The sequence below is a fragment of the Leptospira jelokensis genome (genome assembly GCF_004769635.1).
Taxonomy (GTDB): Bacteria; Spirochaetota; Leptospiria; order Leptospirales; family Leptospiraceae; genus Leptospira_A; species Leptospira_A jelokensis.
The window spans coordinates 213,132-236,267 of sequence record NZ_RQGH01000028.1 but is presented as its reverse complement, the minus strand read 5'-3'; the positions used below and the strand labels follow the sequence as shown (position 1 = coordinate 236,267).

The 23,136-nt window shown below is 41.1% G+C and carries 20 protein-coding genes; 9 read left to right on the top strand and 11 right to left on the bottom strand.

Annotation, left to right across the window (positions count from 1 at the left end):
- The first annotated feature begins 12 nt into the window (after positions 1 to 12).
- The 3 genes from EHQ62_RS15060 (at position 13) to EHQ62_RS15050 (ending at position 4,150) form a co-directional block, all read left to right on the top strand.
- Positions 13 to 741 carry a ubiquinone/menaquinone biosynthesis methyltransferase gene (locus EHQ62_RS15060; RefSeq protein ID WP_135644287.1) on the top strand — a complete coding sequence of 243 codons (729 nt, stop codon included), beginning with the start codon at positions 13 to 15 and terminating at the stop codon, positions 739 to 741.
- Positions 742 to 909: 168 nt separating this feature from the next.
- Positions 910 to 2,676, top strand: coding sequence for an LruC domain-containing protein (locus EHQ62_RS15055; RefSeq protein ID WP_135644285.1), 1,767 nt, complete (start codon positions 910 to 912; stop codon positions 2,674 to 2,676).
- Positions 2,677 to 2,740: 64 nt separating this feature from the next.
- Entirely contained in the window at positions 2,741 to 4,150 is a 1,410-nt protein-coding gene (locus EHQ62_RS15050; protein WP_135644283.1) for a non-ribosomal peptide synthetase, read from the top strand.
- A 1-nt stretch (position 4,151) separates the two neighbouring features.
- Here the strand turns inward: EHQ62_RS15050 and EHQ62_RS15045 are convergent, their stop codons facing one another.
- Positions 4,152 to 4,523, bottom strand: coding sequence for a PAS domain-containing protein (locus EHQ62_RS15045; protein WP_135644281.1), 372 nt, complete (start codon positions 4,521 to 4,523; stop codon positions 4,152 to 4,154).
- A gap of 25 nt (positions 4,524 to 4,548) precedes the next feature.
- Positions 4,549 to 4,953, bottom strand: coding sequence for a hypothetical protein (locus EHQ62_RS15040; protein ID WP_135644279.1), 405 nt, complete (start codon positions 4,951 to 4,953; stop codon positions 4,549 to 4,551).
- A 75-nt stretch (positions 4,954 to 5,028) separates the two neighbouring features.
- On the opposite strand from EHQ62_RS15040, the gene EHQ62_RS15035 reads away from it, so the two are divergent.
- Entirely contained in the window at positions 5,029 to 6,264 is a 1,236-nt protein-coding gene (locus EHQ62_RS15035) for a methyl-accepting chemotaxis protein (protein WP_135644277.1), read from the top strand.
- Here the strand turns inward: EHQ62_RS15035 and EHQ62_RS15030 are convergent.
- From EHQ62_RS15030 to EHQ62_RS15010, 5 genes are all read right to left on the bottom strand, one after another.
- Positions 6,261 to 8,339 (bottom strand): hypothetical protein, encoded by a 2,079-nt coding sequence (locus EHQ62_RS15030; RefSeq protein ID WP_135644274.1) that lies wholly within the window; start codon positions 8,337 to 8,339, stop codon positions 6,261 to 6,263. The genes EHQ62_RS15035 and EHQ62_RS15030 overlap by 4 nt on opposite strands.
- A gap of 113 nt (positions 8,340 to 8,452) precedes the next feature.
- Entirely contained in the window at positions 8,453 to 8,920 is a 468-nt protein-coding gene (locus tag EHQ62_RS15025) for a TraR/DksA family transcriptional regulator (RefSeq protein ID WP_135644273.1), read from the bottom strand.
- An 8-nt stretch (positions 8,921 to 8,928) separates the two neighbouring features.
- Positions 8,929 to 9,090 carry a 50S ribosomal protein L33 gene (gene rpmG, locus EHQ62_RS15020; protein ID WP_081431684.1) on the bottom strand — a complete coding sequence of 54 codons (162 nt, stop codon included), beginning with the start codon at positions 9,088 to 9,090 and terminating at the stop codon, positions 8,929 to 8,931.
- A 34-nt stretch (positions 9,091 to 9,124) separates the two neighbouring features.
- Positions 9,125 to 10,069 carry a bile acid:sodium symporter family protein gene (locus EHQ62_RS15015; RefSeq protein WP_135644271.1) on the bottom strand — a complete coding sequence of 315 codons (945 nt, stop codon included), beginning with the start codon at positions 10,067 to 10,069 and terminating at the stop codon, positions 9,125 to 9,127.
- 73 nt (positions 10,070 to 10,142) lie between these two features.
- Complete coding sequence (locus tag EHQ62_RS15010; RefSeq protein ID WP_135644269.1) at positions 10,143 to 11,345, bottom strand: aminotransferase class V-fold PLP-dependent enzyme; 1,203 nt, start codon at positions 11,343 to 11,345, stop codon at positions 10,143 to 10,145.
- 55 nt (positions 11,346 to 11,400) lie between these two features.
- On the opposite strand from EHQ62_RS15010, the gene alr reads away from it, so the two are divergent.
- Together alr and EHQ62_RS15000 are read left to right on the top strand one after the other, a co-directional pair.
- On the top strand, positions 11,401 to 12,531 hold the full coding sequence (alr, locus tag EHQ62_RS15005; protein WP_135644267.1) for an alanine racemase: 1,131 nt from the start codon (positions 11,401 to 11,403) through the stop codon (positions 12,529 to 12,531).
- Between the two features lie 8 nt (positions 12,532 to 12,539).
- Entirely contained in the window at positions 12,540 to 13,433 is an 894-nt protein-coding gene (locus tag EHQ62_RS15000; protein ID WP_135644265.1) for an alpha/beta fold hydrolase, read from the top strand.
- 2 nt (positions 13,434 to 13,435) lie between these two features.
- Here the strand turns inward: EHQ62_RS15000 and EHQ62_RS14995 are convergent, their stop codons facing one another.
- Positions 13,436 to 14,245 (bottom strand): carbon-nitrogen hydrolase family protein, encoded by an 810-nt coding sequence (locus EHQ62_RS14995; RefSeq protein ID WP_135644263.1) that lies wholly within the window; start codon positions 14,243 to 14,245, stop codon positions 13,436 to 13,438.
- A 20-nt stretch (positions 14,246 to 14,265) separates the two neighbouring features.
- Here EHQ62_RS14995 and argB point away from each other — a divergent pair, with 20 nt between their 5' ends.
- Genes argB through EHQ62_RS14980 form a run of 3 tightly spaced genes read left to right on the top strand, consistent with a single transcriptional unit; the run spans position 14,266 to position 17,502 of the window.
- Entirely contained in the window at positions 14,266 to 15,144 is an 879-nt protein-coding gene (gene argB / locus EHQ62_RS14990) for an acetylglutamate kinase (RefSeq protein WP_135644261.1), read from the top strand.
- 6 nt (positions 15,145 to 15,150) lie between these two features.
- Positions 15,151 to 16,896, top strand: a complete 1,746-nt coding sequence (locus EHQ62_RS14985) for a SpoIIE family protein phosphatase (protein ID WP_135644259.1) — start codon at positions 15,151 to 15,153, stop codon at positions 16,894 to 16,896.
- 15 nt (positions 16,897 to 16,911) lie between these two features.
- Entirely contained in the window at positions 16,912 to 17,502 is a 591-nt protein-coding gene (locus tag EHQ62_RS14980; protein WP_135644257.1) for a hypothetical protein, read from the top strand.
- A 32-nt stretch (positions 17,503 to 17,534) separates the two neighbouring features.
- Here the strand turns inward: EHQ62_RS14980 and EHQ62_RS14975 are convergent, their stop codons facing one another.
- The 3 genes from EHQ62_RS14975 to EHQ62_RS14965 are packed head-to-tail and all read right to left on the bottom strand — an operon-like array spanning position 17,535 to position 22,954.
- Positions 17,535 to 20,741 (bottom strand): efflux RND transporter permease subunit, encoded by a 3,207-nt coding sequence (locus EHQ62_RS14975; RefSeq protein ID WP_135644256.1) that lies wholly within the window; start codon positions 20,739 to 20,741, stop codon positions 17,535 to 17,537.
- Positions 20,722 to 21,741: a heavy metal-binding domain-containing protein gene (locus EHQ62_RS14970; protein ID WP_135644254.1), complete on the bottom strand. Its 1,020-nt coding sequence runs from the start codon at positions 21,739 to 21,741 to the stop codon at positions 20,722 to 20,724. The genes EHQ62_RS14975 and EHQ62_RS14970 overlap by 20 nt, the downstream gene beginning before the upstream one ends.
- Positions 21,731 to 22,954 carry a TolC family protein gene (locus EHQ62_RS14965; protein WP_244241800.1) on the bottom strand — a complete coding sequence of 408 codons (1,224 nt, stop codon included), beginning with the start codon at positions 22,952 to 22,954 and terminating at the stop codon, positions 21,731 to 21,733. Before EHQ62_RS14965 ends, EHQ62_RS14970 begins: the two co-directional genes overlap by 11 nt.
- Between the last annotated feature and the right edge of the window lie 182 nt (positions 22,955 to 23,136).

Sequence of the window (23,136 nt, the reverse complement as noted above, 5' to 3'; positions counted from 1 at the left end):
GTATCGACCTCTATGAACCAATACCAACTGCCTTCCCAAGAAAAGAAACCGGAATATGTAAGACAAAATTTTGATGGGATTGCCAAAGCCTATGATCGATTCAACGATTGGAACAGTTTTTTCCTCCACCGCAAATGGAAGGATTGGGTGGTTCGAAAGGCTCTCGAGGCCGTTCCGAATGCCAAATCAGCTCTGGATCTGTGTTGTGGGACCGGGGACATCACCTCTCGACTTTCCAAACACCCAAACCTAGAAACCGTTGTGGGTCTTGATTTTTCAGAACAAATGTTGTCGTATGCCTTTCCAAAAGTGGAAGGAAAACAAGTAAACCTCATTGTGGGTGATGCCATGGACCTAAAACAATTTGCCGATGGAAGTTTTGATATTGTCACCATGGGTTTTGGGCTACGTAATGTTTCCGATTTACGTTTGTGTTTAAAGGAAATCAAACGAGTGTTAAAGGAAGGAGGCGTTTATGTCAACTTAGATGTTGGTCGTGTCCGCCCTCGTTTTTTGAAAGTTTTTGCTGATTTTTACTTTTTCAAAATCGTACCCCTCTTTGGGTACCTTTTGTATGGGAAACAAAACGAAATGTTTGATTACCTACCTCATTCTTCGAAAACCTATCCAGACCAGGAAACCTTGAAAACCATCCTCGAGGAAGTGGGGTTTACTAATGTCTGGTTTCAGAATTTTGTCTTTGGAAATGCTGTGGCCCACGTAGCAAAAAAAGCGAATTGATCGCTTAATACACACTTATGTCTGATCAAGGATAGAGTTTGTACTTTTTTTTGAATTCTGTTCGTACATCCCCCCAGAAATCCCATGGATTTCCCTAATTTTTTCGAAAAGAATGTTGATTTTTTTCATTCTTTGTCGTTCAATCCCATATACAGGTAGGAAAAAAATATGAATCGATGGATCATTCTTTTGGTGCTTCCCCTCTTCTTTGTGGATTGTTCCAATAAGAAAAAAGGAATGTTATTACTCCCCTTCTTAGGGCTCGGCGATGGGACAACCCAAGCCAATACAACTTCTACAGATACAGGCAGTGGAACATTTACTGTGGTTGGATTGGAAACGACAGATCCAAGCCAAGTGACCTCTCCTGACACAACCCAAGGGACAGGTGGCGATACAAGTAATGGGGACACAGGTTCTGTTGTCACTCCCACACCAGCTCCTGCGGCGCCTACACCGGCACCAACTACCGTGAACAATGAAACCACAACCAATGTGGTAGACCAAACAAACGGTGGCGACTTTAACTTTGAAACAAATATTACAGTTCCTGTCACTGTAGTGGTAGAAAACGAATCTGGTCCTGTTGCCAACGCACCAGTGACGGTAACGGAATCTGTCACAACAGGGGAACCAAATGTTGTGGGCGTAGGGACCACTGATGGCAATGGATCGGCAACGATTCCAATCAGCGTTCCTCCAACCGTTGTCTCTGTGGACATCACCATTGTGGGTGTGAACCCAACCACTGGTGAAGTGGTAGAGATTGTTGGTTCTGCTCCCGTACAACAACCAGCAACAGGCAACAACTCAGAAGGAACCGTTGTGGTGGCTCCAGTTGTCAACGTAGACACAACGAACTTCCAACCAGTGAATGGTTGTGTGCAAGCTGTTGATTCCGATTGTGATGGAATCGCAAACAATTTTGACGAATATCCAGATGATCCAAGTTTAGCGGCAATTGCACGGTCTGGTCGTTATACGATCGCTTTTGAAGACATGTTCCCTTCCGCTGGGGATGCTGACTTAAATGACCATTCCACTGTGTTTAGCACAGAGATGGACAAAACTCCAACAAACAAGGTGAAAACGATCCGTGGAACTTACACTCACGTTGCAAAAGGTGCAGGATACAACCACGAACTCCGACTTTCCCTTGATGTGCCAACGAACGCGAACGTGCAAGTGAGTTATGTGGATGGAAGTGGTAACCCTTGGAATGGTTGTGTTAGTGCTCCTAAGTACACTGCCAACGCAGCCGGAGACTGTACTGGTGGAACACTCACGCAAGCACAACTCAAACGAGGTATCTTACTCCTTCCAAGTTCCGACAAAACATTGTTTGGGAAAAAGAATGCTCCTGCTGCAGGATCAACTTTCACCATCAATGACTTTGTGCGTGGTGTGACAGCTCAAGTCACCATCACCTTCGAAGAACCCGTTGACCTCAATGCAACGAAGAACCTCGTTGGGGGACACCTCAATTACTTCCTTGCGATCAACCAAAAGACAGATGGTGTGTTCCGACAAATCTTCCGTCCTGGTTACTTTAAAGATGCAAAAGGAAAAGATGCGTTCCTAGATAAAAATGGTTTCCCTTGGGCCATCATCGTTCCAGGTGTTTTCAACCACCCAACAGAAGGTGCTGATATTCGAAAACCATCTACTTCTGGTTACATCTTTTTCAACTCTTGGATGCACTCAAATGGTGTGGCTCATAAGGATTGGTACCTACACATAGACCAAATCCCAGCGCCTAACAGACCATCGTACGTTGTCCGAGTGAGCGACTTCTATACTGACAATGGATTCACTGCCTACTTAATCAAAGCGGTTCGCAAAAACGCTTTAGAAGTATCAGTGAGTATGATTGTGGTGGGAGCTGCCTTAGGTTTTTTAATGAAACGACGAATGGGAAACCCAAAAGCCGCTTAAAAACAAACCTACCTTCTCAAAAGAAATCCTTCCTCCAAATCCTTGGGGGGAGGATTTTTGTTTTATGGCCTCCCTCTTACGTTTTGCTGACAATCATTACTTCCTTTCTGGCAATTTTGAAAAAGACTTAGAAGAGAACCATCCCATCCTTGTCGACCCCTCGTGGCGTGGGACAAAACTGGAAAGGGAACTCACCGATTTCCCTCTCCCCCAAATCACAAACCCTCGTTCCTTTAGTTTGGTGACATCGGGTTCCACTGGCCTTCCGAAACTAGTCCCAAAGGACTTGGACCAAATCCACAATGAGATCCATGCCTGGCTTTCCCTAACGGAATTCCAAACGTTCTCCAAGGGAATCCGGGAAGTCTTTGTACAAGTGCCCTTTTGCCATTTGTATGGGCTGCTCTGGGGGTATTTACTCCCCAAGGCCTTAGGCATTCCCATTCGTACGGGAAATGAGGATGCCCCAACAGATCCCGAGACCCTTTGGATCACCTCTGCCCCTAAACTCCAACTGGCCTTACAAGAGGGAGAATCGCTCCCAGAACGAGCCATTGTCTCCGGGATGAAATTTCCAGTTCCCTTGGCTCGTGCACTCCGAGAGAGAGAAGGCATTTCGATACTTGAAATTTATGGATCAACGGAGACAGGGGGAATGGGGTACCGAGACCCATTACGGCAAAATCGATTCCAAATCTTGCAAGAGGTACGGTTTCGGTTCCGAGACGAAGCAGAGGAAAAGGAACTCCAAATCCAAAGCCCGTTTCTATCAAAACGTTTTTATACCTTCCAAAACCAAGTTTGGGAATCTGTATCCCTTCCACAGGACGGGTATTATGCGACAGGTGATTTGGGCGATTCCAGTGAACTCGGATTTTTCCTCTTGGGAAGAAAGGATCGGATCATCAAACACAAAGGGAAACGAGTGTCTCTAGACAGGATCGAATCGGAAATCCTTGGTTTAGGACTTGTGGGACAATTTGTATCAGTTCCAATCAAACAGGAATCAGGTGACACAATTGGGATCTTTACTGATTCGACCCTTCCGATTGACCAAATTTACCGTACATTGAGGCATGAACTTCCCTCAAGTCATGTGCCACGTGTGATTGTGATCCAAAAGAGTATCCCCAAACTGCCCAATGGGAAAACAGATTATGTTACGATCACCAAACTTTGTTTAGAAGAATATTTACGACTCAAATCCCTGGAAGAAAAAAATGAGATTCCGATCACGATTGATGGGAACACAACGATTGCCATGATTCTAAAATCGATTTTAGGATACGAACCAAAACCAAATGACCATTTCGTCTATGACTGCGGGATGGATTCCATTTTGTTTACCGAGATGGTACTAAAGTTGGAGAAAAAACTAGGATCCAAAATTCCAGAAGAGGACAAACAAACGGGTTATTTTGTTAGCCTTTCTGGACTTGAGGAGTATGTAAAAGAACAACTCTATTTACAGTGAGTTATCTAAGTTTTACAAAAATCCAGTTTGTGTTTGTGCCTTTGTCATGGTACAAATGGATGACCACATTGGTTGGTTTCATTTTGTAGGTGAACACATAATTGAAGGCAATGTCCAAATCACCGGAGATCATTCCTTCTTTAAACCTACCGTAAAAAATACGGTTGTTTGTACAAATGGCAACTTCAGTGAAGAAGTTTTTCCCTACCGCCGTTTGGATGGGAACATTGGCAAGTTCGGATTCATATTTGTTGTACAATAAAATTTTGCCAGATTCATCCACTTTTACAACTCCAAATGGGTAAGAATCAGCATCTGCTTGGCTAAGGTTTCCAAGTTTTCCTAAAATATTTGGGTCTATGAATTTGCTCATTAATTTGATTCCTAATCGAATGTTTTTATGTTTCGTACTCTGAGTACATTGAATTCAATTGCTCTTCCATACCACGAATGAGGGAGATGACCTCAGCAATGGAATGGGTTTTTGTTTCCGCAAATAACATCTCTTTTTCCGCATACAAATCAGAGACTTGCTCTTCCATCGAATCTAGTTCTATTGTATTGGACTGCGTTTCGCTTGTATTGGTCAGAGAATTTTCTTTCTCTGCATACAAGTCTTCCACTTGCATGACCAAATCCTTTGTGACCTCAATTAGGCTTGGCACATCCTCTGCACCACGGACTTGGTTTCTCACCAGTTCGTTGATCCAATAGATCACTGAATTTTGTGATTTTGTTTTTTCCAAACGCAAACGTTCAGCGAGTGGATAATGTTCTTCGATTTCCCTTTTCGTGAATATCATAGTCTAAAGATTAGATGTCTTTTTTCTAAAAAATGCGTCAAAAAAATTAGAAATCCCCAATTTTTAGGAAAACCAATGCAGAATGAACGTGTGGACAAAGAAAAACAAAGGTTGTACAACCAATTGCTTTGGAATGATTCCATTTATCTAGGTTTCTTTTTACTTTTCCTTGCGATCATCATCTACCAAATTCATTTTGGCCCCTTTGCCGAGCCAATCTCATACGCATTACAAGGGGGACTTCTCATTCCATTTGGGTTCTTTTTGATAAGGAAACAAAAACATAAGAATATTCTGAAACGCTACTTAGAACCAACGGTCACAAATACCGACCCAGTCCTCTTACTTTCAGGTTATGGCATTGACATGCACGAATATTCAGAAATCCTTTTAAAAACCTGTTCCGACCTTCATGAAAGGCTTGATGCGATCGGAAAACACATCTTAGAACTCAATGAAAAAATACAACTCACAGGAAAAGACATTGATCGGGTATACCAAATCGTTTCCCAATTGGCTTCGGAAGAAGTGCGACTGATGGAAGCTGTTGGCAAAACTTCAGAAGAAATCAATATCATGTTTGAGATTGTAAATGTAGTGATCGCAGAAATCCAAAGTCGGAATGAAACCATGGAAAACCTTGTGTCTTTGAGCCAAGATGGAAGGGGCAAGGTGGATGATACCAATAAAACCATCCAAAAAATAAGTGAATCCTCTGGGAATATTTTGAAACTCATTGATTTCATCAATGGTGTTTCCAAACAAACCAACTTACTTGCGATCAACGCTGCCATCGAAGCCACACATTCTGGTTCCGAAGGGAAAGGATTTACGGTCATTGCAGAAGAAATCAAAAATCTATCTACAGTCACCGCCAATAATGCAAAACAAATCTCTAAAATCTTAAACGAAAACGTAAGTGATTACAAACGGGCGGAACGATTGGGAATTGAATCAGGTGATGCCTTTCAATTCATTGCCGGCGAAATCCATGTGGTCCATGGAACCATCGCAGAAGTAGTGCAATCCATCCAAGAACTGAAGTCACGTGGGGGTGCCATTCTCTCCAAAGCAAAAACCTTAGATGATGTGGCAGAACGTGTGAGGGATACATCAGGCGAAGTGTATGGAGAGATTGTAACGATCAATTCCAATTTAGAAGAAATCCAGTCTTTGTCTGATACCATCCAAAAAGAATGTGAAGAAATCCGTGCAGCCCAACAAGACATTTTACAAACAACGGAGATTTTAAAAAATCAAATCAATAACATCCATAGCGAAACGGATAAAATGATTTTATCAACTCGTTAAAATTGGATCCTTCCTAAACCATCAAATTGGGATTTGGGCAAACGAAATTCCAATTTGGATCTAGAATGGATTCGAATGTAACTGGCACCTTTTGGAGCATCACCCGACCAAACATAACCAGACTTGGTTTCTGCAAATAACTCTTGTTTGATGCGCTGCCTTTCCCCATTCAAAAAGTAAATTTCAACGAGGGAAGATTTAGAATTTGTCTCTAAAAAAATACGTCCTGACCTTTGGGCATTGGAATCCACAAGTTTCCATTCCCAATGTTTCCCATGGAATTCGTATTCAAAATTTGGGGACTTAGGTGGGAGGGTGTATGCAATTTGGTATTCTTTTAATTCGTTTTTGCGGTATTCCGAACCCATTCCTAACGCGAGATAGTTTTGGGAATCAAACAAACTGTAGTTGAGTGGAAGCCCAAGGGATAAGATGAGCAGGAGTGGCGAAAACCATATTGTTTTTCGATACTTGTCAAAACTAGGTGAAAATCCAGTTCCCTTTTCCCCAAGAAGGATCAAATAAAAACAAACAAAGGCCCCATCTGCATTTTGGATTTGTACCCCAAACAAAAATGGGAGGAGGAGTAATATGGTTTGTTTCCAATGCCCTCTTTCCCATAAAAAAATCCCAATGTAAAACAAAAACACAAGGCTTCCCAAAATTCCCAAATCATACAAAATCCAATGGTAAAAAGTAGGAGGGAAATCGACAAATTGGATGGCAGTCTCAACCCCACTCCGAGAAAGAGATAAGATACCGAGAGGGAAAGCGCCCACCCCATTGCCCAACCAAAGGGAGTTTTGGATTCCAAGGTTTGCAAAACGGATGAGTTCAAACCGAACCAAATCCAAATGTTGGAAGGCTAAACTTGGATTTGTTGGGAATGATTTTAAAAATAAGATAAACCGATTTGCTAAAACCACCAGGTCCCATTCTTTTGGGACCAAACTGATTCCATACATCAAAAGACAGCCTAACACTGGTAAAAAAACATACAACCCAATGCGAGTGAGGAGTTTGGTTCGATTTGAAATGATCCATAGGTCAGTAGAAAAATGGACAAGCCATATCGATGTAGTGAGACCCCATATGATCCAAAATGCTTTTCCTTGTTTGATGCCAAGCCAAGTGATCAGTAAAAAAAAGAAAACGGCCAACACCAAACTAAACCGTTCCTTTGACATTCGCCAAACATGGGTTAGTTTTTTTACCCATAAAAATCCGAGTACGGGTAAAATCCAAGAAGCAGAACCTGAATCTTGGAACAATCCAGTAGTCCGACCTGCCGAAACGCTAAGATGAGTTCCCTCGGAAAAAAATTCCAAACTCCAAAGGGATTGGATGGTCATAAAAAAGAGATTAAGACCCAAACCTAAAAACAATCCAAAACGAATTTGTTCGGACAAACTGTCCTTGGAAGGAGTGGGCATGGATCTTTCTTCCGAAAAGAAATACAAAATCACAAGTGTGGTTGGAATTAAAATTTTACATGAGAGACCCATCGCTTCCCGGGAAGAAAGACTTGGGTAATATAAAAATTCTTGGATCCCAAGACCTGTAAAAATTCCAAATCCTTGGTATCGCAAAAAACACAAAATTGTGAGGCAAAGGATAAAAAACAAAAATCCAAAATACGTTGCATACCAAATGGGAAGATTGGATTTCCCTGTTGGGTTCCGGATCATCCAATCTGTGATGATTTGTTCGGATTGTTTCGGTAAGGCAGTTTCATTCCTACCAAGTAACACGAGTAAGGTTTCGCGAACCCATATCCCAAGGATCGACCCAAGGAATAAACCCACCAATTGGTAAGAACCAGCCATTGGGATTCCTGATAAAAAGGGGAGCCTTACCATCGTGATGGCAGAGGCACTTGTCCATACCCTTCCCCATTTCCTTTGGTACAGTTGTGGGAAAAATCCAAGGGAAAATTGTAAAAGGAAAGATGGGTAAAAAATAGATGTGGGAACGGGTTCCACATACCGGTGTAAGTTCCAAACAAGGGAACTTACCAAAAAGAAAAAAACCAAATCGGTTATGGGCAAAGATCGGAACCGCTCTAAAAATCTCACGATAGAAAGAGTTTAAGGAATGGTATGGCGAATCAATTGTAATTTAAACGGGGGAAGAGAATTAGGCGATCGGGGGGATTTTGGATTTGGAAAAAGGAACTATGCGATTCCCTCTAGTCGAGAGAATCGACATCCATTCCAGTTGTGGGGTAAGCCGAAAGGGTATCCACTCGGTAACCACCAGCGCCGCGGTTACGGCTTTTCGCCATTTGTTCCGCGAATTCTACAGTGAATCTTGTCCACGGGATCGCTTTGAGTCTTGCAATCGGGATTTTTTTCTTTGTCCCTTCACAGATCCCATACGTTCCGTTTTCAATTTTCTCTAATGCGAGTTCGATTTCACGTAGAGTCTCAATTTCGTTTTCAGTCAAAACAGAAGTGAGGGCTTCTGAGTTGAGTTCGGATGCGATGTCTGCAATATCACCCATTTCCTTAAGGCCAGAAGGAGAACTTGTGTCTTCCCATTGGTTGAGTTTGATAAGAAGAGATTCTTTTTTCTCTTGGAGGAGCTCACGCACCTCTTCGATGAACTTCTTGTCGACTCCCTTTTCGGCGGAGGATTTTGCAGCTGGTTTCGGCATCTTATTCCTTAGACTTTGGATTCCTTGTGATCCGTATGAGATTTGCAGAATTTGCAATATTTTTTTGTCACAAGTTTTTCCGACTTTGTCTTTTTGTTTTTCGTCTGGAAGTAATTTGACCGCCCAGGTATCGCACATGGGACACAGGTTAGTTTTATGATTTCTCTCATAATTTATGCCATGACGTACCGACCCCATATATAGTCAATTCACAATAGCCGGTTTTTTCGGTTCCCTTCGAAAATAGGTCGCAAAGAGACTTCCGAGAAGCGAATGTGTGAGACTCGACAAAGCACTTGGGATTGCGGTGTTGGGATCGATAAAATGGGTTTTGGCAAGCACTGCCCCAAGTCCTGAATTTTGCATTCCCACCTCAATGGAGATGGTTTGCGCAATCTTTGCATCCCGCGTGAGGGCCCAAGCAAAGATTCCCCCAAGTCCAAACCCACCCACATGCAAACAAACCACGGCCAAAAAGATACGGTAGTCAGATCCGAGTATGGTTTCTTTTCCGCTGGCAATGATGGACGCCACAATCATCGCGATGAGGAGGACAGAAAGTACGGGGAATACATCTTTTGTTTTTTCGGTAAGCTTTGGGAAAAAGGATTTGAGAAAAAGCCCAAGCCCCACAGGCAAGAGGATGACTTGGAAGGTGGTGAGGACAAGCCCCATACGGTCAATTTCCAAACGACTCCCAATGAAGTAGGCAACAAGAGCTGGAGTGAAAAGGATTCCAAGGATAGTGGAAACCGATGTGAGTGTGACACTCAAAGGGACATTTGCTTTTGCTAGGAATGTGATCACATTTGATGCAGTTCCACCAGGGCAACAAGCAACGAGGATGAGTCCGACAGAATAAGCTTCCGGTAATCCAAACCAATACCCAAGTGAATCACCGAGCAATGGCATAATGGAATACTGCAATGTGGTTCCAATGAGGATGGGTTTGGGTTGTTTGAAAATCCGAAGGAAATCATCCACTTCCAAAGAAAGTCCCATCCCGAGCATGATAAGGCCTAAACTATACGTAATCCAAGGCCCTTTGAACCAAACAATCCATTCTGGTTTTACAAATCCAAGTCCTGCGATGCAAAGCAATACGAGAGGAAACGCGTTTACAATTTGTTTGGCGATACGACTATACACAAAAATTTAAACAATTCCTAACAAAGATAACACGGAACAGATCATGAAGTCTCCACATAACAGTTATCCTTTTTTACAATTTTTCCAAATAGGATTGTAAATGGTTTTTGACACGAAGGACATGTTCCTTTTCCACTCCGATATGTGGGGCCATTCGCAATCGTCCTAAGCGGACGGCAGTGATGATGCCCTTCCCTCTCAGGTGTGCTTGGATGGCATCAGGTTGGAATTTGTTTGGGTTTTTGTGACCCGTTATCGCAAGGATCCCTGTTTTCACATGGGGGAAAGAATCAGATTCTAACGTAAAACCTAATTCATGTAACATATCTTTCAACATCCCTGCCACTTCATAGATCCTTTCCTGTACACGGACAAATCCAAGAGTGGACAACATTTTGAGAGAAGCAAAAAAATAAATCCAATCATTGAAGTTGATTGTACTTTGTTCAAATTGTTCGGCGGCTGGTTTCCATTCGTCCCGATAAGGGAAATAATTGGAGTCGTTCACAACACTTGCTTGTCCTTTAAATACCAATTGGAAACCTTTCGATTCTTCTTTGGAAATGTAAATCACCCCAAGTCCTAAGGGACCAAGTAACCACTTCCACGCAGCAAAAGCACAAAAGGCAACTTTGATTTTGGAAAAATCCAAAGGGATGTGTCCAACCGCTTGGCTCCCATCAATTACCAGTTTGGTATTGTGAGTTTCACAAAGTTTGGAGACTGCATCCATATCAAATACCACACCAGTACACCAGTGAACAGGTGATAGGCTAAGGAGGTACACATCGTTTTTTTCTAGTTCAAGTTTTAGGTTTTCTAAAAATTCATCGGGAGTTTTCCCCACTTTCACAAAGGCAAGGGTAACTCCTTTGGATTGCCAATGTTCCCAAGGGTATACATTACTTGGGTATTCATTTTCCAAAACGAGGATTCGTTTTCCTTTTGGAATTTGGATGCTATGCGAATAAAAATTCATCCCCTCACTTGTGTTATGTACAATCCCAATCTCAGTTGTGTCACAATGTAAAATTTCTGAAAGGTAAGTACGAATTTCTTTTTTAATTAGGGTTTCAGAAAAATTTGGGGCAAAGATCCCAAATTTTGCATACTCTTGGAAATAAACATTCATCATTTCGATGGCATAGGTGGACATGGGAGTGGTCCCACAGTAGTTCAACCAAACCGATTCGTTTTGTACGGGGAAATACTCGGAAATGCCTTTCCAGTCGGAAAATTTTGGGAAGGAAGGGAAAACAGATGGAGATTCTGACATGTAAAATTAGAAATATCTGAAGCGACAGAAGAGAAAAGTAAAAAAAAATGGGACCGTGCAATCTTCTCAGATTTACCTTTCCCGTTCCGCTTTTAGCCATAACATTGCCCTTTTCCGTAAACTCATAGGTCCCAAATCGAAATTCACTGCCATCGTCAAATCAAATGCCTATGGCCATGGGCTTCTAGCCACTGCATCCATTGCCCTCGATGCCGGAGCTGACTATTTAGGGGTGAATTCGATTGAAGAAGCCGTTTCGATTCGGCGTGTGTTTTCAAAAGCCACCATCCTCATCATGGGGAGCATTCCCAATTTAGCAGAACGAAAAGCAGAACTTGCGGATGAAAACTTTTGGGTCCTTGTTTCGAGGGTCGAAGAGTTGGAAATTTTGGCGAAACTTTCTCCTACTCCCAAAATCCATTTGAAAGTGGATACCGGGATGAGCCGTCTGGGAATCCCCTATCAAAATGCAGAAGTGATCGCAAAAGAAATTGCGGAGAAAAAACTCCCCCTTTCAGGCATCGCTACCCATTTTGCCAGTACGGAAGATTTCACAGAACACAGTCACTCCATGTTACAACTTGGGCGGTTTCAAGAAACCATTGACACATTCGCTAAACACGGGTTTATCGATCTCATCTGCCACTGTGCCTCTTCGGCATCTGCTATGTTATTTTCGGAAGCAAGGATGGACCTTGTCCGTGTTGGGATTTCTCTCTACGGCCTTTGGCCCAGTCTTGAAACCAAACTCTCCCTTTCTTTAATGAAAAAAGATGTAGGGATGTTAAAACCTGCTCTCACTTGGAAAACCCAAATCCAACACATCCAAAATCTAAACCCCGGAACCTTTGTTGGTTACGGATCCACATTCAAAACCACTCATGATACAAGGCTTGCTGTGGTTCCGGTTGGTTATTACGAAGGTCTAGACCGAAAGTTATCAAACAATGGTTATATGTTAGTTCATGGAGAACGGGCCAAAATTTTAGGTAGGATCTGTATGAATATGACAATGCTCGACATCACCCATATCCCCGATGCTAAAATTGGTGACGATGTTGTGATCCTCGGGAAGTCTGGGAATGAAGTGATTTCTGCCGATGACCATGCCACATGGACAGGAACCATCAATTACGAAGTAGTGACAAAAATTTTGGGATCCTTCCCTCGTATCATTGAAGACTAGAGGACCATATGTCAGAGAGACAAATATACAATTGGAAAAATCATAGATTAACTTATGTTAGGCATAAATCCCTCAATCCGAAATCCAAGGAAATCATCGTTCTCGTTGGAGGTTGGTGTTCTGCAGCTGGGTATTGGGGACTCAACATTCCTTTTTTTCGTACGTTAGGAGACGTCATCGAACTTGACTTAGTTGGTCATTACCCCGCTGAAATTTTTGACCAAAAAAAGGGACTCACCCTTCAAGATTTTTTAGAAACCCAGGCCCAAGGGATTTGGGCAAGTGCTGGAGAAAAAGACATCACCCTGATTGGCCATTCGACCGGTGGTATGGCTGTCCTTGCCATTGCCTCACTTTTTCCACAACGAATCAAACAAGTAGTCGCCATCGCACCTTATGTACATGGACCAGTGCCTGGGATTTTAAAGATTGGGGTTGTGGGACTCCGTGCCAACCTGGGAACTTTTTTTGATTTGGGTTTTAAGATTGGAAAGTCTCTACCCAAAGCCTTACAAATTGGATTTTCGTATGGTGTCTATGATTCGACAGCTTTCCATGCAAGGGAAGACATCAAACAATTTTTAAAAGAATACAACCCACAATTTGAATGCCTAAACCCAAGGCAAATTCTAATGATCCTTGAGATGCTTGATCGCACAGACATCCGTCCCATTGTCTTTGGAAACCAAGTACCCACCCTCATCATGCGAGGAGAGGAAGATCCCATCATCCCAGGAAAACATGTGATGGAATTGGAACGAACCACACCTCATGTAAAAGCAGTTTTATTTTCAGAATGCGGACACTTTGTACACATGGAAAAACAAAAAGCCGCAGAAAAGGTGATGAAAGATTTTATATTGATGAAAAAATCATCCTCTACCAAAAAATCATTTTTTTAAACTCAAAACCTACGGTGTTCTAAACTCGGTAAGGTATTGCGGATCTCAGAAAGTTTTTCCATTTCGATTGTGGCAATGGCAAATCCTTCTTCATGGTTTAACTCTGCCAAAATTTCTCCCCAGGGAGAGATGATAAGCGAATGGCCAAAGGTCTTTCGTTTCCCGTGAGGGTCGTGGGTTCCGGTTTGCCCTGGTGCCAAAACATACATCAAGTTTTCAATGGCCCTTGCTCGCAGTAGGACATGCCAATGGGCTTCTCCTGTGGGTACGGTAAACGCAGCAGGCAAAAAACAGAGATCCACTCCTTGTTTTGATAAAGCGCGAAAGAGTTCAGGGAAACGAAGGTCATAACAAATGGCTGAAGAAAGTTTTCCAAATTCAGTTTGCACAACTTCGGGGATTTTTTCCCCACTTTCTGTGTGATTCGATTCCTTGTATGAAAATCCATCTCCCACAACCGCATCAAATAAATGGGCTTTGTGGTATCGGAATACCTCTTCCCCATTGGGACCGATGATGACGGCAGTATTGTACACCTTCCCCGATGGTGCTTTTGTTGGGAACCCTCCTCCCAAAAGATAAATTCCAAGTTCGCTTGCGGTTTCTTTTAGAAAGAGGAAGGTTTCTCTTTCGATTTGGCCAAGGAGATTTTGTTTTTCGGCTTCACTTCCCATAAAAGAAAAATTTTCAGGTAAGCCCACAACCTTAGCACCTGCTTTGCACGCTTCCTCCACAAATTGCCTACACTTAGTTAGGTTATTTGAAACCCTTGCGGTACTTGTGACTTGCACAACGGCGGCTTTAAAATTCATTATCATAAATGAGGACTTTTATGGACCACCAATCAGAAAAAATCAATCATATCTTAGAAGCACTTCCCTATTTGATCAAATATTCTGGAAAAACCATCGTCATCAAATATGGTGGAGCAGCCATGGTGGAAGAAGAACTCAAAGCATCTTTTGCCGAAGACATTGTTTTACTCAAATACTTAGGGATCAATCCAGTAGTGGTCCATGGTGGTGGACCCGAAATCAATTCACTCATCAAGTCATTAAATTTGAATACGCAGTTCATCCGTGGCCACCGTGTGACAGATGAACCCACGATGGAAGTAGTGGAAATGGTCCTCACAGGCAAAGTGAACAAACAAATTGTTTCCCTCATCCAAGAAAAAGGGGGAAAACCCGTTGGCCTTTCTGGAAAAGACGGTGGCCTTGCCCTTGCTGAAAAATACCTGATGGAAGTGGAAGGTGAAGATGGCAAAAACCAAAAAATAGATTTGGGTCTTGTAGGTGAAATCACATCTGTAGATCCTAATATCATCCTCACCTTACAACGTGAAGGTTTTATTCCGATCATCTCCCCAGTGGCGATGTCAAAAGAAGGACAAACTCTTAATATCAATGCCGATACGATGGCAGGTGCCATTGCACAAGCCCTTCATGCTGATAAACTCATTTTACTCACAGACACACCTGGTATCCTAATCGATGGTAAATTGGTAACGGGTCTCAAAAAAGTTGATATCCATCAGTATATTAAAACTGGACAGATCTCTGGTGGCATGATACCAAAAGTGGAGTGTTGTTTGGGAGCGATTGATTCTGGAGTCAAACGTGCTCACATCATTGATGGTCGAGTGCCCCATTCCGTTTTAATTGAAATTTTGACCAACCAAGGGATTGGAAGTTTGATCGAACAAGGATAGATTTGGATGCCAACGAAATTATTAACATTAAGTCTGATTTCAGATATAACGAGTCGAATCAATTCACAAGAAGATTTAAATACCCTTCTCAGTGAAATTATGGGCATCACTCGTGATGTGTTACATACAGAAGGTTCATCCTTATTACTTTACGATAAAGAAAATGACCAATTGGTTTTTAATACGACAAGTGGACTCAAAGAAGAATCTTTGGCCCACCTAACAGTACCTAGGGGAAAAGGGATTGCAGGTATGGTGCTTGAGACCTTAAAACCTGAAATCGTAAATGATGCTGCCAATGACCCAAGGATCTTCAAAGCCATTGACCAAAAAGTTGGTTATGTAACGAGAAACTTAATTTGTGTTCCCATGGTGGCCCAAGGGGAAGTGCAAGGTGTCCTCGAAGCAGTTAACTCACTAGACAATCGGGACTTCAACCAAACCGATATCAAAATTTTACGTTATCTATCCAACTTAGCGGCCATTGCGGTGAAAAACCGTCTCCTCATCGACAATTTAAACCTTCGAGCAAACGAACTCAATTGCCTTTTCCAAATTTCACAAGCCCTAGCCAATATCCAAAGTTCTGATGAATTTATGGACCTTGCCGTCAAAACGATTTCCGAAGTTTTGCAAGTGGACCGAGTTTGCCTTAATTTTGAAAAAATTGAAAAACGAGGCCTCCCCCGTTCCAAGTCCAAGGGGTTCTCTGACCAAATCCAAGATGAAGATGTGGTTGGTTTACTTTTCAATGACAAAGCGGATTGGATGTACAAAGGTTTTAAAGTGATCGCTGCCAACTCACCACAAGGGTTGCAACTCACCCATAAAGGTCTTTTCCAACACAGCATGATTTTATTCCCCATTCTGAAAAACAAGGAGTGGTTGGGTTCTCTTGTTGTTTCCGATAAAACCTCTCGAACTCGGTTTGATGAAATGGACATCCGTATCTTAAGGACTCTGACAAACCAAGTCGGTGAAGCATACACTGCCCTACAGGTAAAGATACAAAGTGAACGTTTAAAAAATATTGATCGTGATATGCAAGTGGCAGCCATGATCCAAAAACACTCACTGCCAATCATTCCAAAACAATACTCACTTCTTGAATTTGACACATACTACCAAGCATCCCGCGAAATTGGTGGAGACTTTTATGATATGGTTGTTCATGGAAAAGACGAAGTATCTGTGATCATCGCCGATGTATCTGGAAAAGGAACCCCTGCCGCACTCTTTATGGAGTTTTCCAAAACGGTGTTACAACAAGAAGTATCCAAAACCACGTCGACGAGTGAAGCCCTCTTCAACGCGAATCAAATCTTACAAGATAAATCAGGTTTCTTAATGTTTGTCACAGCGATGCTTGTACGCATCAATATGACAAAAAAAGAATTAACTTATTCATCAGCCGGTCATAATTTACAAATTATCTATCGTAAAAAACACCATAAGATCCAACACTTATCGGGCAAAGGCCAACCAATGGGGATTGGTAAATGTGAATTTTCCGAACACACTGTAAGTTACATGCCAGGAGATCTACTTGTACTATATACTGATGGTGTGACAGAAGCGATGAATCTAAAAGAAGAACTCTTTTCAGAAGAACGGCTGGAATCTGTGATTTTATCACATATCAACGATCCTCCAGAAGTGATCAGACAAGCAATTTTACAAAAAGTAAGTGAATTTGTGGGAGAAGCAGAGCCACATGATGACCTTTCTCTCTTTATCATCCGTCTAAACTAAGGATAAGGAGATTTTATGAAACGCATTCTATATGCAATGGCAGTGTTTTTACGTTTGGACAAACTGCACAAAGCGATGTTAGATTCTGTGATCGAAACAAGAGTCAAAAACGCACTCCAAACATCTGACAAATTACGCAAAGAACAAGATAGGTTACGCGAAAAAGAATTTCGCAAACAATTGGAAGACCTTCAGAACAACCATAATAGTAGTTTTGAAAATTATAAATTAGAAACAGAAAATTTAATTCGTATTTTTAAAATCCAAATCCTTGTCGAAAAAAAAGAAGTTCTAAAGGAACGCGAAGTGGTGAAAGAAATGCAAAGGCAAGCCATGATCCGCGAAAACAGATTCCAACATTATATCTTACGGTTCAAAGAAATTCTCTTTGTAAACAAAAAGGTGGTGGAGTCCATCCAAAGTTTGGTCAAAGTAGAATCCAATATTGAAGACTTGTTGTATGAAATCGACAATTATGATGAGAGTAAATTCATCAAAAAACCAGAAATGATTTTGGATACAGAATTCCTGAAGGAACTTCACAAAAAAGAAGAAGAGATTCGGGATAATATCCTGAAGTTCCAAAAGAAAGTGGAGAATAGCTGATTTAAAAAAATCAGCCATCCAACTTTTTGCTTTTAATTTGCAAATTTCTCTGGTTTACCTACCTTCCCTACTCCTAATTCCTTTTGTTTCCATAAATAATAAATCGCAGGGTAAACCACAAGTTCCAAGGCAAAACTAGTCACAAGTCCTCCCACCATCGGAGCGGCTATCCGTTTCATCAGGTCAGATCCCGACCCCGTTGCCCACATAATGGGCAAAAGACCAATAAAACCTGATAAAACCGTCATCATTTTGGGACGGATCCTATGCACCGCCCCTTCGATAATGGCAAATTTCAGTTCTGGAATTGTTAAATTTGGATTTTGAGATTTGTACTTTTCATAGGAAAGGTCCAAATACATCAGCATAAAAACTCCTGTCTCAGCATCTAATCCAAGTAATGCGATAATTCCCACCCAAACCGCAACCGAAATTTGATAATCCAAAAGATACAAAAACCAAAAGGCCCCTATCATCGAAAACGGAACTGCTGTTAATACAATCGCTGTTTTCACAACTGACTTCGTATTGATATACAACAAAAAGAATATGAGGACTAAAGTGATGGGAACCACAATCATCATACGGTTACGCACTCGGATGATGTTCTCATATTGGCCACTCCATTCCAAAAACACTGATTTCGGAATTTGGACTTCCGCATCCACAATGGATTTCATTCGGTTCACAAACCCTAACAAATCGGACTCTGTAGTATCTAAATACACATACCCTGTTAAAAATCCATTTTCATCACGGATCATCGTGGGACCTATATTGTAATCCAATGTGGCAAGAAAACTCAAAGGGATATGCCCTCCATTTTTTATGGGGATGAGCACCTTTGCTATCATCTCTAAACTATCTCGGTATTCTCTAGGGTAACGAATTTGAATCGAATACCTCTCACGTTTTTCGATTGTGGTTGAAATGGTCTCTCCACCTAATGCGGATAATATGGTTTTCTGGATATCCTCCACTGTCAGACCATATTTTGCGGCAAGTTCCCTTTTGATTTTGATATCTATGTAATACCCACCAGATGTCCTCTCAGCAAAAATGGAACGAACACCATTTTGTTTTTTTAAAACCGATTCAATTTGGATGCCAACCTCTTGGATTTGTTCTAAATTTTCTCCTTGGACTTTGATTCCAATGGGAGTTCTGATCCCAGTAGACAACATGTCAATCCTTGCACGGATGGGTTGGGTCCAAGCATTGGAAAAACCTGGGATGTCTAATTTCTCATTCATTTCTTTCACAAGGTCTTCTTTGGAAAGTCCAGACCTCCACTCTGATTCTGGTTTTAATAAAACTACAATTTCGAACATCGAAATTGGAGACGGATCAGTAGAAGTGTCAGCACGACCTGCTTTGCCATACACAGAAGAAACTTCTGGTATCTTCACTAGAGTTTGGTCCATCAGACGTAAAACTCTTTCTGCTTCTCCAATGCTGATACCTGGTAAAGTGGTTGGCATATAAAGAATGGAACCCTCATTGAGTGGTGGCAAAAACTCAGTCCCCAGTTTAAAATACACCGGGATTGTGGCAATAAATAGCATAACGGCTGCTAGTATTGTTTTTTTTGGATGGACCAAAACATTTTGGACGATTGGTTCATACAACGCATACAATCGTTTGCTAATGGGATGGTTTTTCTCCGAATAGTATTTCCCAACAAAAATATGAGTGAATAGTCGATTGAGCAAAGGAGTGAATTTTGTAAACGGATCCATCTTTGTGAATAACATTCGAAACGCAGGGTCCACAGTGATGGCAAGGATCGCAGCAATTGCCATGGTTAAATTTTTGGAAATCGCTAGTGGACGAAAGAGCCGCCCTTCTTGGTCCACTAAGGTAAAAATTGGAAAAAATGCAACGGCGATGATGAGAAGTGAAAAAAAGACAGATGGTCCCACTTCCAAAAGTGCTTCCAAACGAATCGCATGAAAATCACCGATACGACCACTCGCCTCCCATTCTTCTAATTTTTTATACGCATTTTCCACTTCTACAATGGCACCATCAACTAACACACCTATGGATAAGGCAATTCCTGCGAGTGACATCAAGTTGGAACCAATGTCAGCCAAATACATTGGTAAAAAAGAAAGAAGGACTGCAATGGGAATCGTTAAAATGGGAACAATGGCGGATGGGATATGCCATAAAAAAATCAGGATGATGATGGATACAACAATGATTTCTTCTGTTAATTTTTCCTTTAACAACTGGATCGTTTCTTTTATGAGCACCGAACGATCGTAAACTGGTATGATTTTTAATCCTTTTGGTAAGGAAGGTTCAATGGATTTCACTTTCTCTTGGATGGATTCAATCACCTTCAACGCATTTTCACCATGCCTCATGATGATGATCCCGGAAACCTTATCTCCTTCACCATTCCAATCTCCAACACCACGCCGAAGGTCTGGCCCATCCACAACCTTTGCCACCTGAGACAAATAGATTGGGGTTCCAGATGGACTTGCACCTAACGAAATTTGTTCGATGTCTTCTTTGGATTGCACATACCCCCGCACTCGGATCATGTACTCTGCCCCACCAATTTCCAGTAACCTAGCACCTACATCATCATTGGATTTACGGACTGTATCAATCACTCTATCCATATCAATTCCGAAGATTTGGAGTTTTAACGGATCAATTTGGATTTGGTATTGTTTTTTAAAGCCACCAACGGTTGCCACTTCCGCCACACCTGGTACCGAATTGAAAAGGTATTTCAATTTAAAATCTTGATACGACCGAATCTCTGCCAAATCCATTTGGTTTGTATCGTCGACGAGTACATATTGGTAAACCCAACCAACACCAGTTGCATCAGGACCTAAACTTAAATTCACACCCGTTGGTAAATTGTTCTGCAATTGAGAAATGTATTCATTGACCCTCGAACGTGCCCAATACAAATCCGTTCCATCTTCAAAGATCACATACACAAACGAATATCCAAAATCCGAAAACCCGCGGATTGCTTTTACTTTTGGAGCACCGAGTAAGGACCTGACAATCGGATAGGTAACTTGGTCTTCAATGATATCAGGACTTCGGTCCCATTTGGAATATATGATCACCTGTGTGTCAGACATATCAGGCAAAGCATCCAGAGGGATATGTTTCATTGCAAATAGTGATAAAAACACTAAAAACAATGTGATGATGATGACTAAGTATCGGTTATTTGCTGAAAATTTAATGATTGTGCTGATCATTTTTATCTCCACCTAACTTTAGTTTTGATTCAGAATCCAAAAGGAAACTTGCTTTTGAAACAATTTCGTCGTCTTCATTCAAGCCGTCGATTACCTCGACCCACTCGGAAGAAGAGAAACCAGTTTTAATTTTTTTGGGAAGAAATTGATTTTGGCCAGTTTTGTGGTAAACCAAATCCGATTTACCAGTTGGCAAAATGGAATCTTTTGGGATTCGTAAAACATTCAATTTTTGGATTTCATACGAACCTTGGACATACATCTGAGGTTTGAATCCATTGGATGGATCTTTCAATTCACACCAAACAGAAAGGGTACGAGTTTCTTCATTGATGAGATTCCCAATTGCTACGATCTTTGCTTTTTTTGGGCCTCCTGATTCGTTTTCTGTAACGATATCGATACTCTTCCCAACTTTCAAAAATGGAATGTCATTTTCATATACCTGAAATACGAGCAAGGCTGATTTACCTGATTTCCCTGTTAAAAACAAATCTACATTTTTTGAGAGTGCATAACGTATTTGTGATTCACTTAACCCCAATTTGGCGAATTTTAACCGAATCCCTTGTTTTAAATCCTTCCCCCATTCTCCTTCATTTGGAATTGATTTGTATTCATTGACTGTGGAAAAAATTTCTGGATCATAGGCAACCTGCCCACTCACATTGATGGATTTTTGTATTTCTCCCTTAGACACAAAAACGGTTTCTAAATTTAAAATTGATTGTTTGTTGTCTGATAATTTTAAACTAGATTCACTCTTTGGAGTATCATCTTGAAGTGTATTGGCATGGTCTGAATGATTTGTGCCAACTGGTTCTTCTTCTTTTTTGACAAGTTGCATCCCACAAATCGGGCATTCCCCTGGGTGGTCCATTTCAATCTGTGGGTGCATCGGGCATGTATACACCTCTTTATGGTTATGCGTTGTTTCTCCGCACGATTCCAAAAAGATCGCAAACAATAAACTGATGAGTATAAGTGTTTTAGTTTTCATAATTTCCTCCTTCAGGAAGTAAGTGATTGGTGAGTTGTAATAACTTCAAAACAGAAGCCCATCTTCTAAACTGAATTTGGTGTAATTGTGATTGCATCTCTAATGATTCGATGATGAATTCATAACTTTCACCAAGTAAGGAATCTCCTTTTGAGTAAGAAGAAAGAGACGTTTTGATATTTTTCTGCAAGGTTGGCAAAAGGTTCAATTGGTAGTTTTGGAGTCGTTCCATATTCCCTCGCCAGGCTTCAACTGTTGCATAATATTCTGCTTGAATCCTCTTACGTTCTTTTTCTTTTTCCTTTTGTAACCTTGTGATTTTGATTGCATTGGATTGGTTGAGTTCATCAACTTTTGACAAAGACCATACAGGCAATCGGACCGTTACACCGGCACTCCAAAGGTCTCCCGCAAATTCAGGATTGTCCATGATCGCGACATTCAATGGGCCACTATCCAATAAAAATGGTTTACGCCGTCTTTCCATATAACTCACAAACACTTCAAAATCAGGAAAATGGAGAAGTTCATCTTTTTTGGATTCCTGGATGGCTTTGGATTGGTTTACTTCTGCATATTGAATTGCTGGTATTTTTGAAATGGAAACTTGAGTTAACTCCTCTTCTATATACTTTTCTTGATAAGAAAGGTATTCGATGATTTCTGTTTCTGAAATATGGGTATCACTCAAGTGATCATCATAAAATTTTAATGACTCTTTAAGTTCTTTTACTCCAATTCTTTTTTCAGCGATTCGATCTTTGATTCTCTCAATTGCATTTTTTGTTTTTAATGCATTTGTAATTTTCGATTGAGTGGCAGCATACTGTGCTGATTCCAATTTGATTTTTGTTTCCAGTTGTTTTTGGACAGTTTCCAAATCAGCCAATTCCCTTTCATTTGCTGCAAGAGAAAGGACCAGTTCAAAATAAGATTTCAAAAATTCATTTTGAACCCAAACACCTGTCCAAAAATCCAATTCTGAATCCGATTTTAAGATTCGTTTTTCTATATCCAATTTCCCTGGGAAGGGAATTTCTTGGGAAATCGAATACTCCTTTCCTGTCATACTCGGAGTGTCTGGCCTAACCCTATCGGTACTGAATCCGGAACGATAAGGATAGGACCTGTATGCAAATCCAATTTTTGGATCAGGGTAAACATCGACATGTTTGGATCGAAATTCTTTTTCTTTTGCTTCTAAGAATTTCAACGAAACTTCTGGATGTGTTTTTAGAATTGTATGTATCTTTTTATCAATACTTATTGAACTTTCGCCATAAACTTGGACCGAAAACGCATAGAATATCAATAATGTAGTATATTTTAATATACATATGTAAAGTAATCTCATAGAATGACCTCCAATTTTTATTTGAATCAAAATGGGGTTGG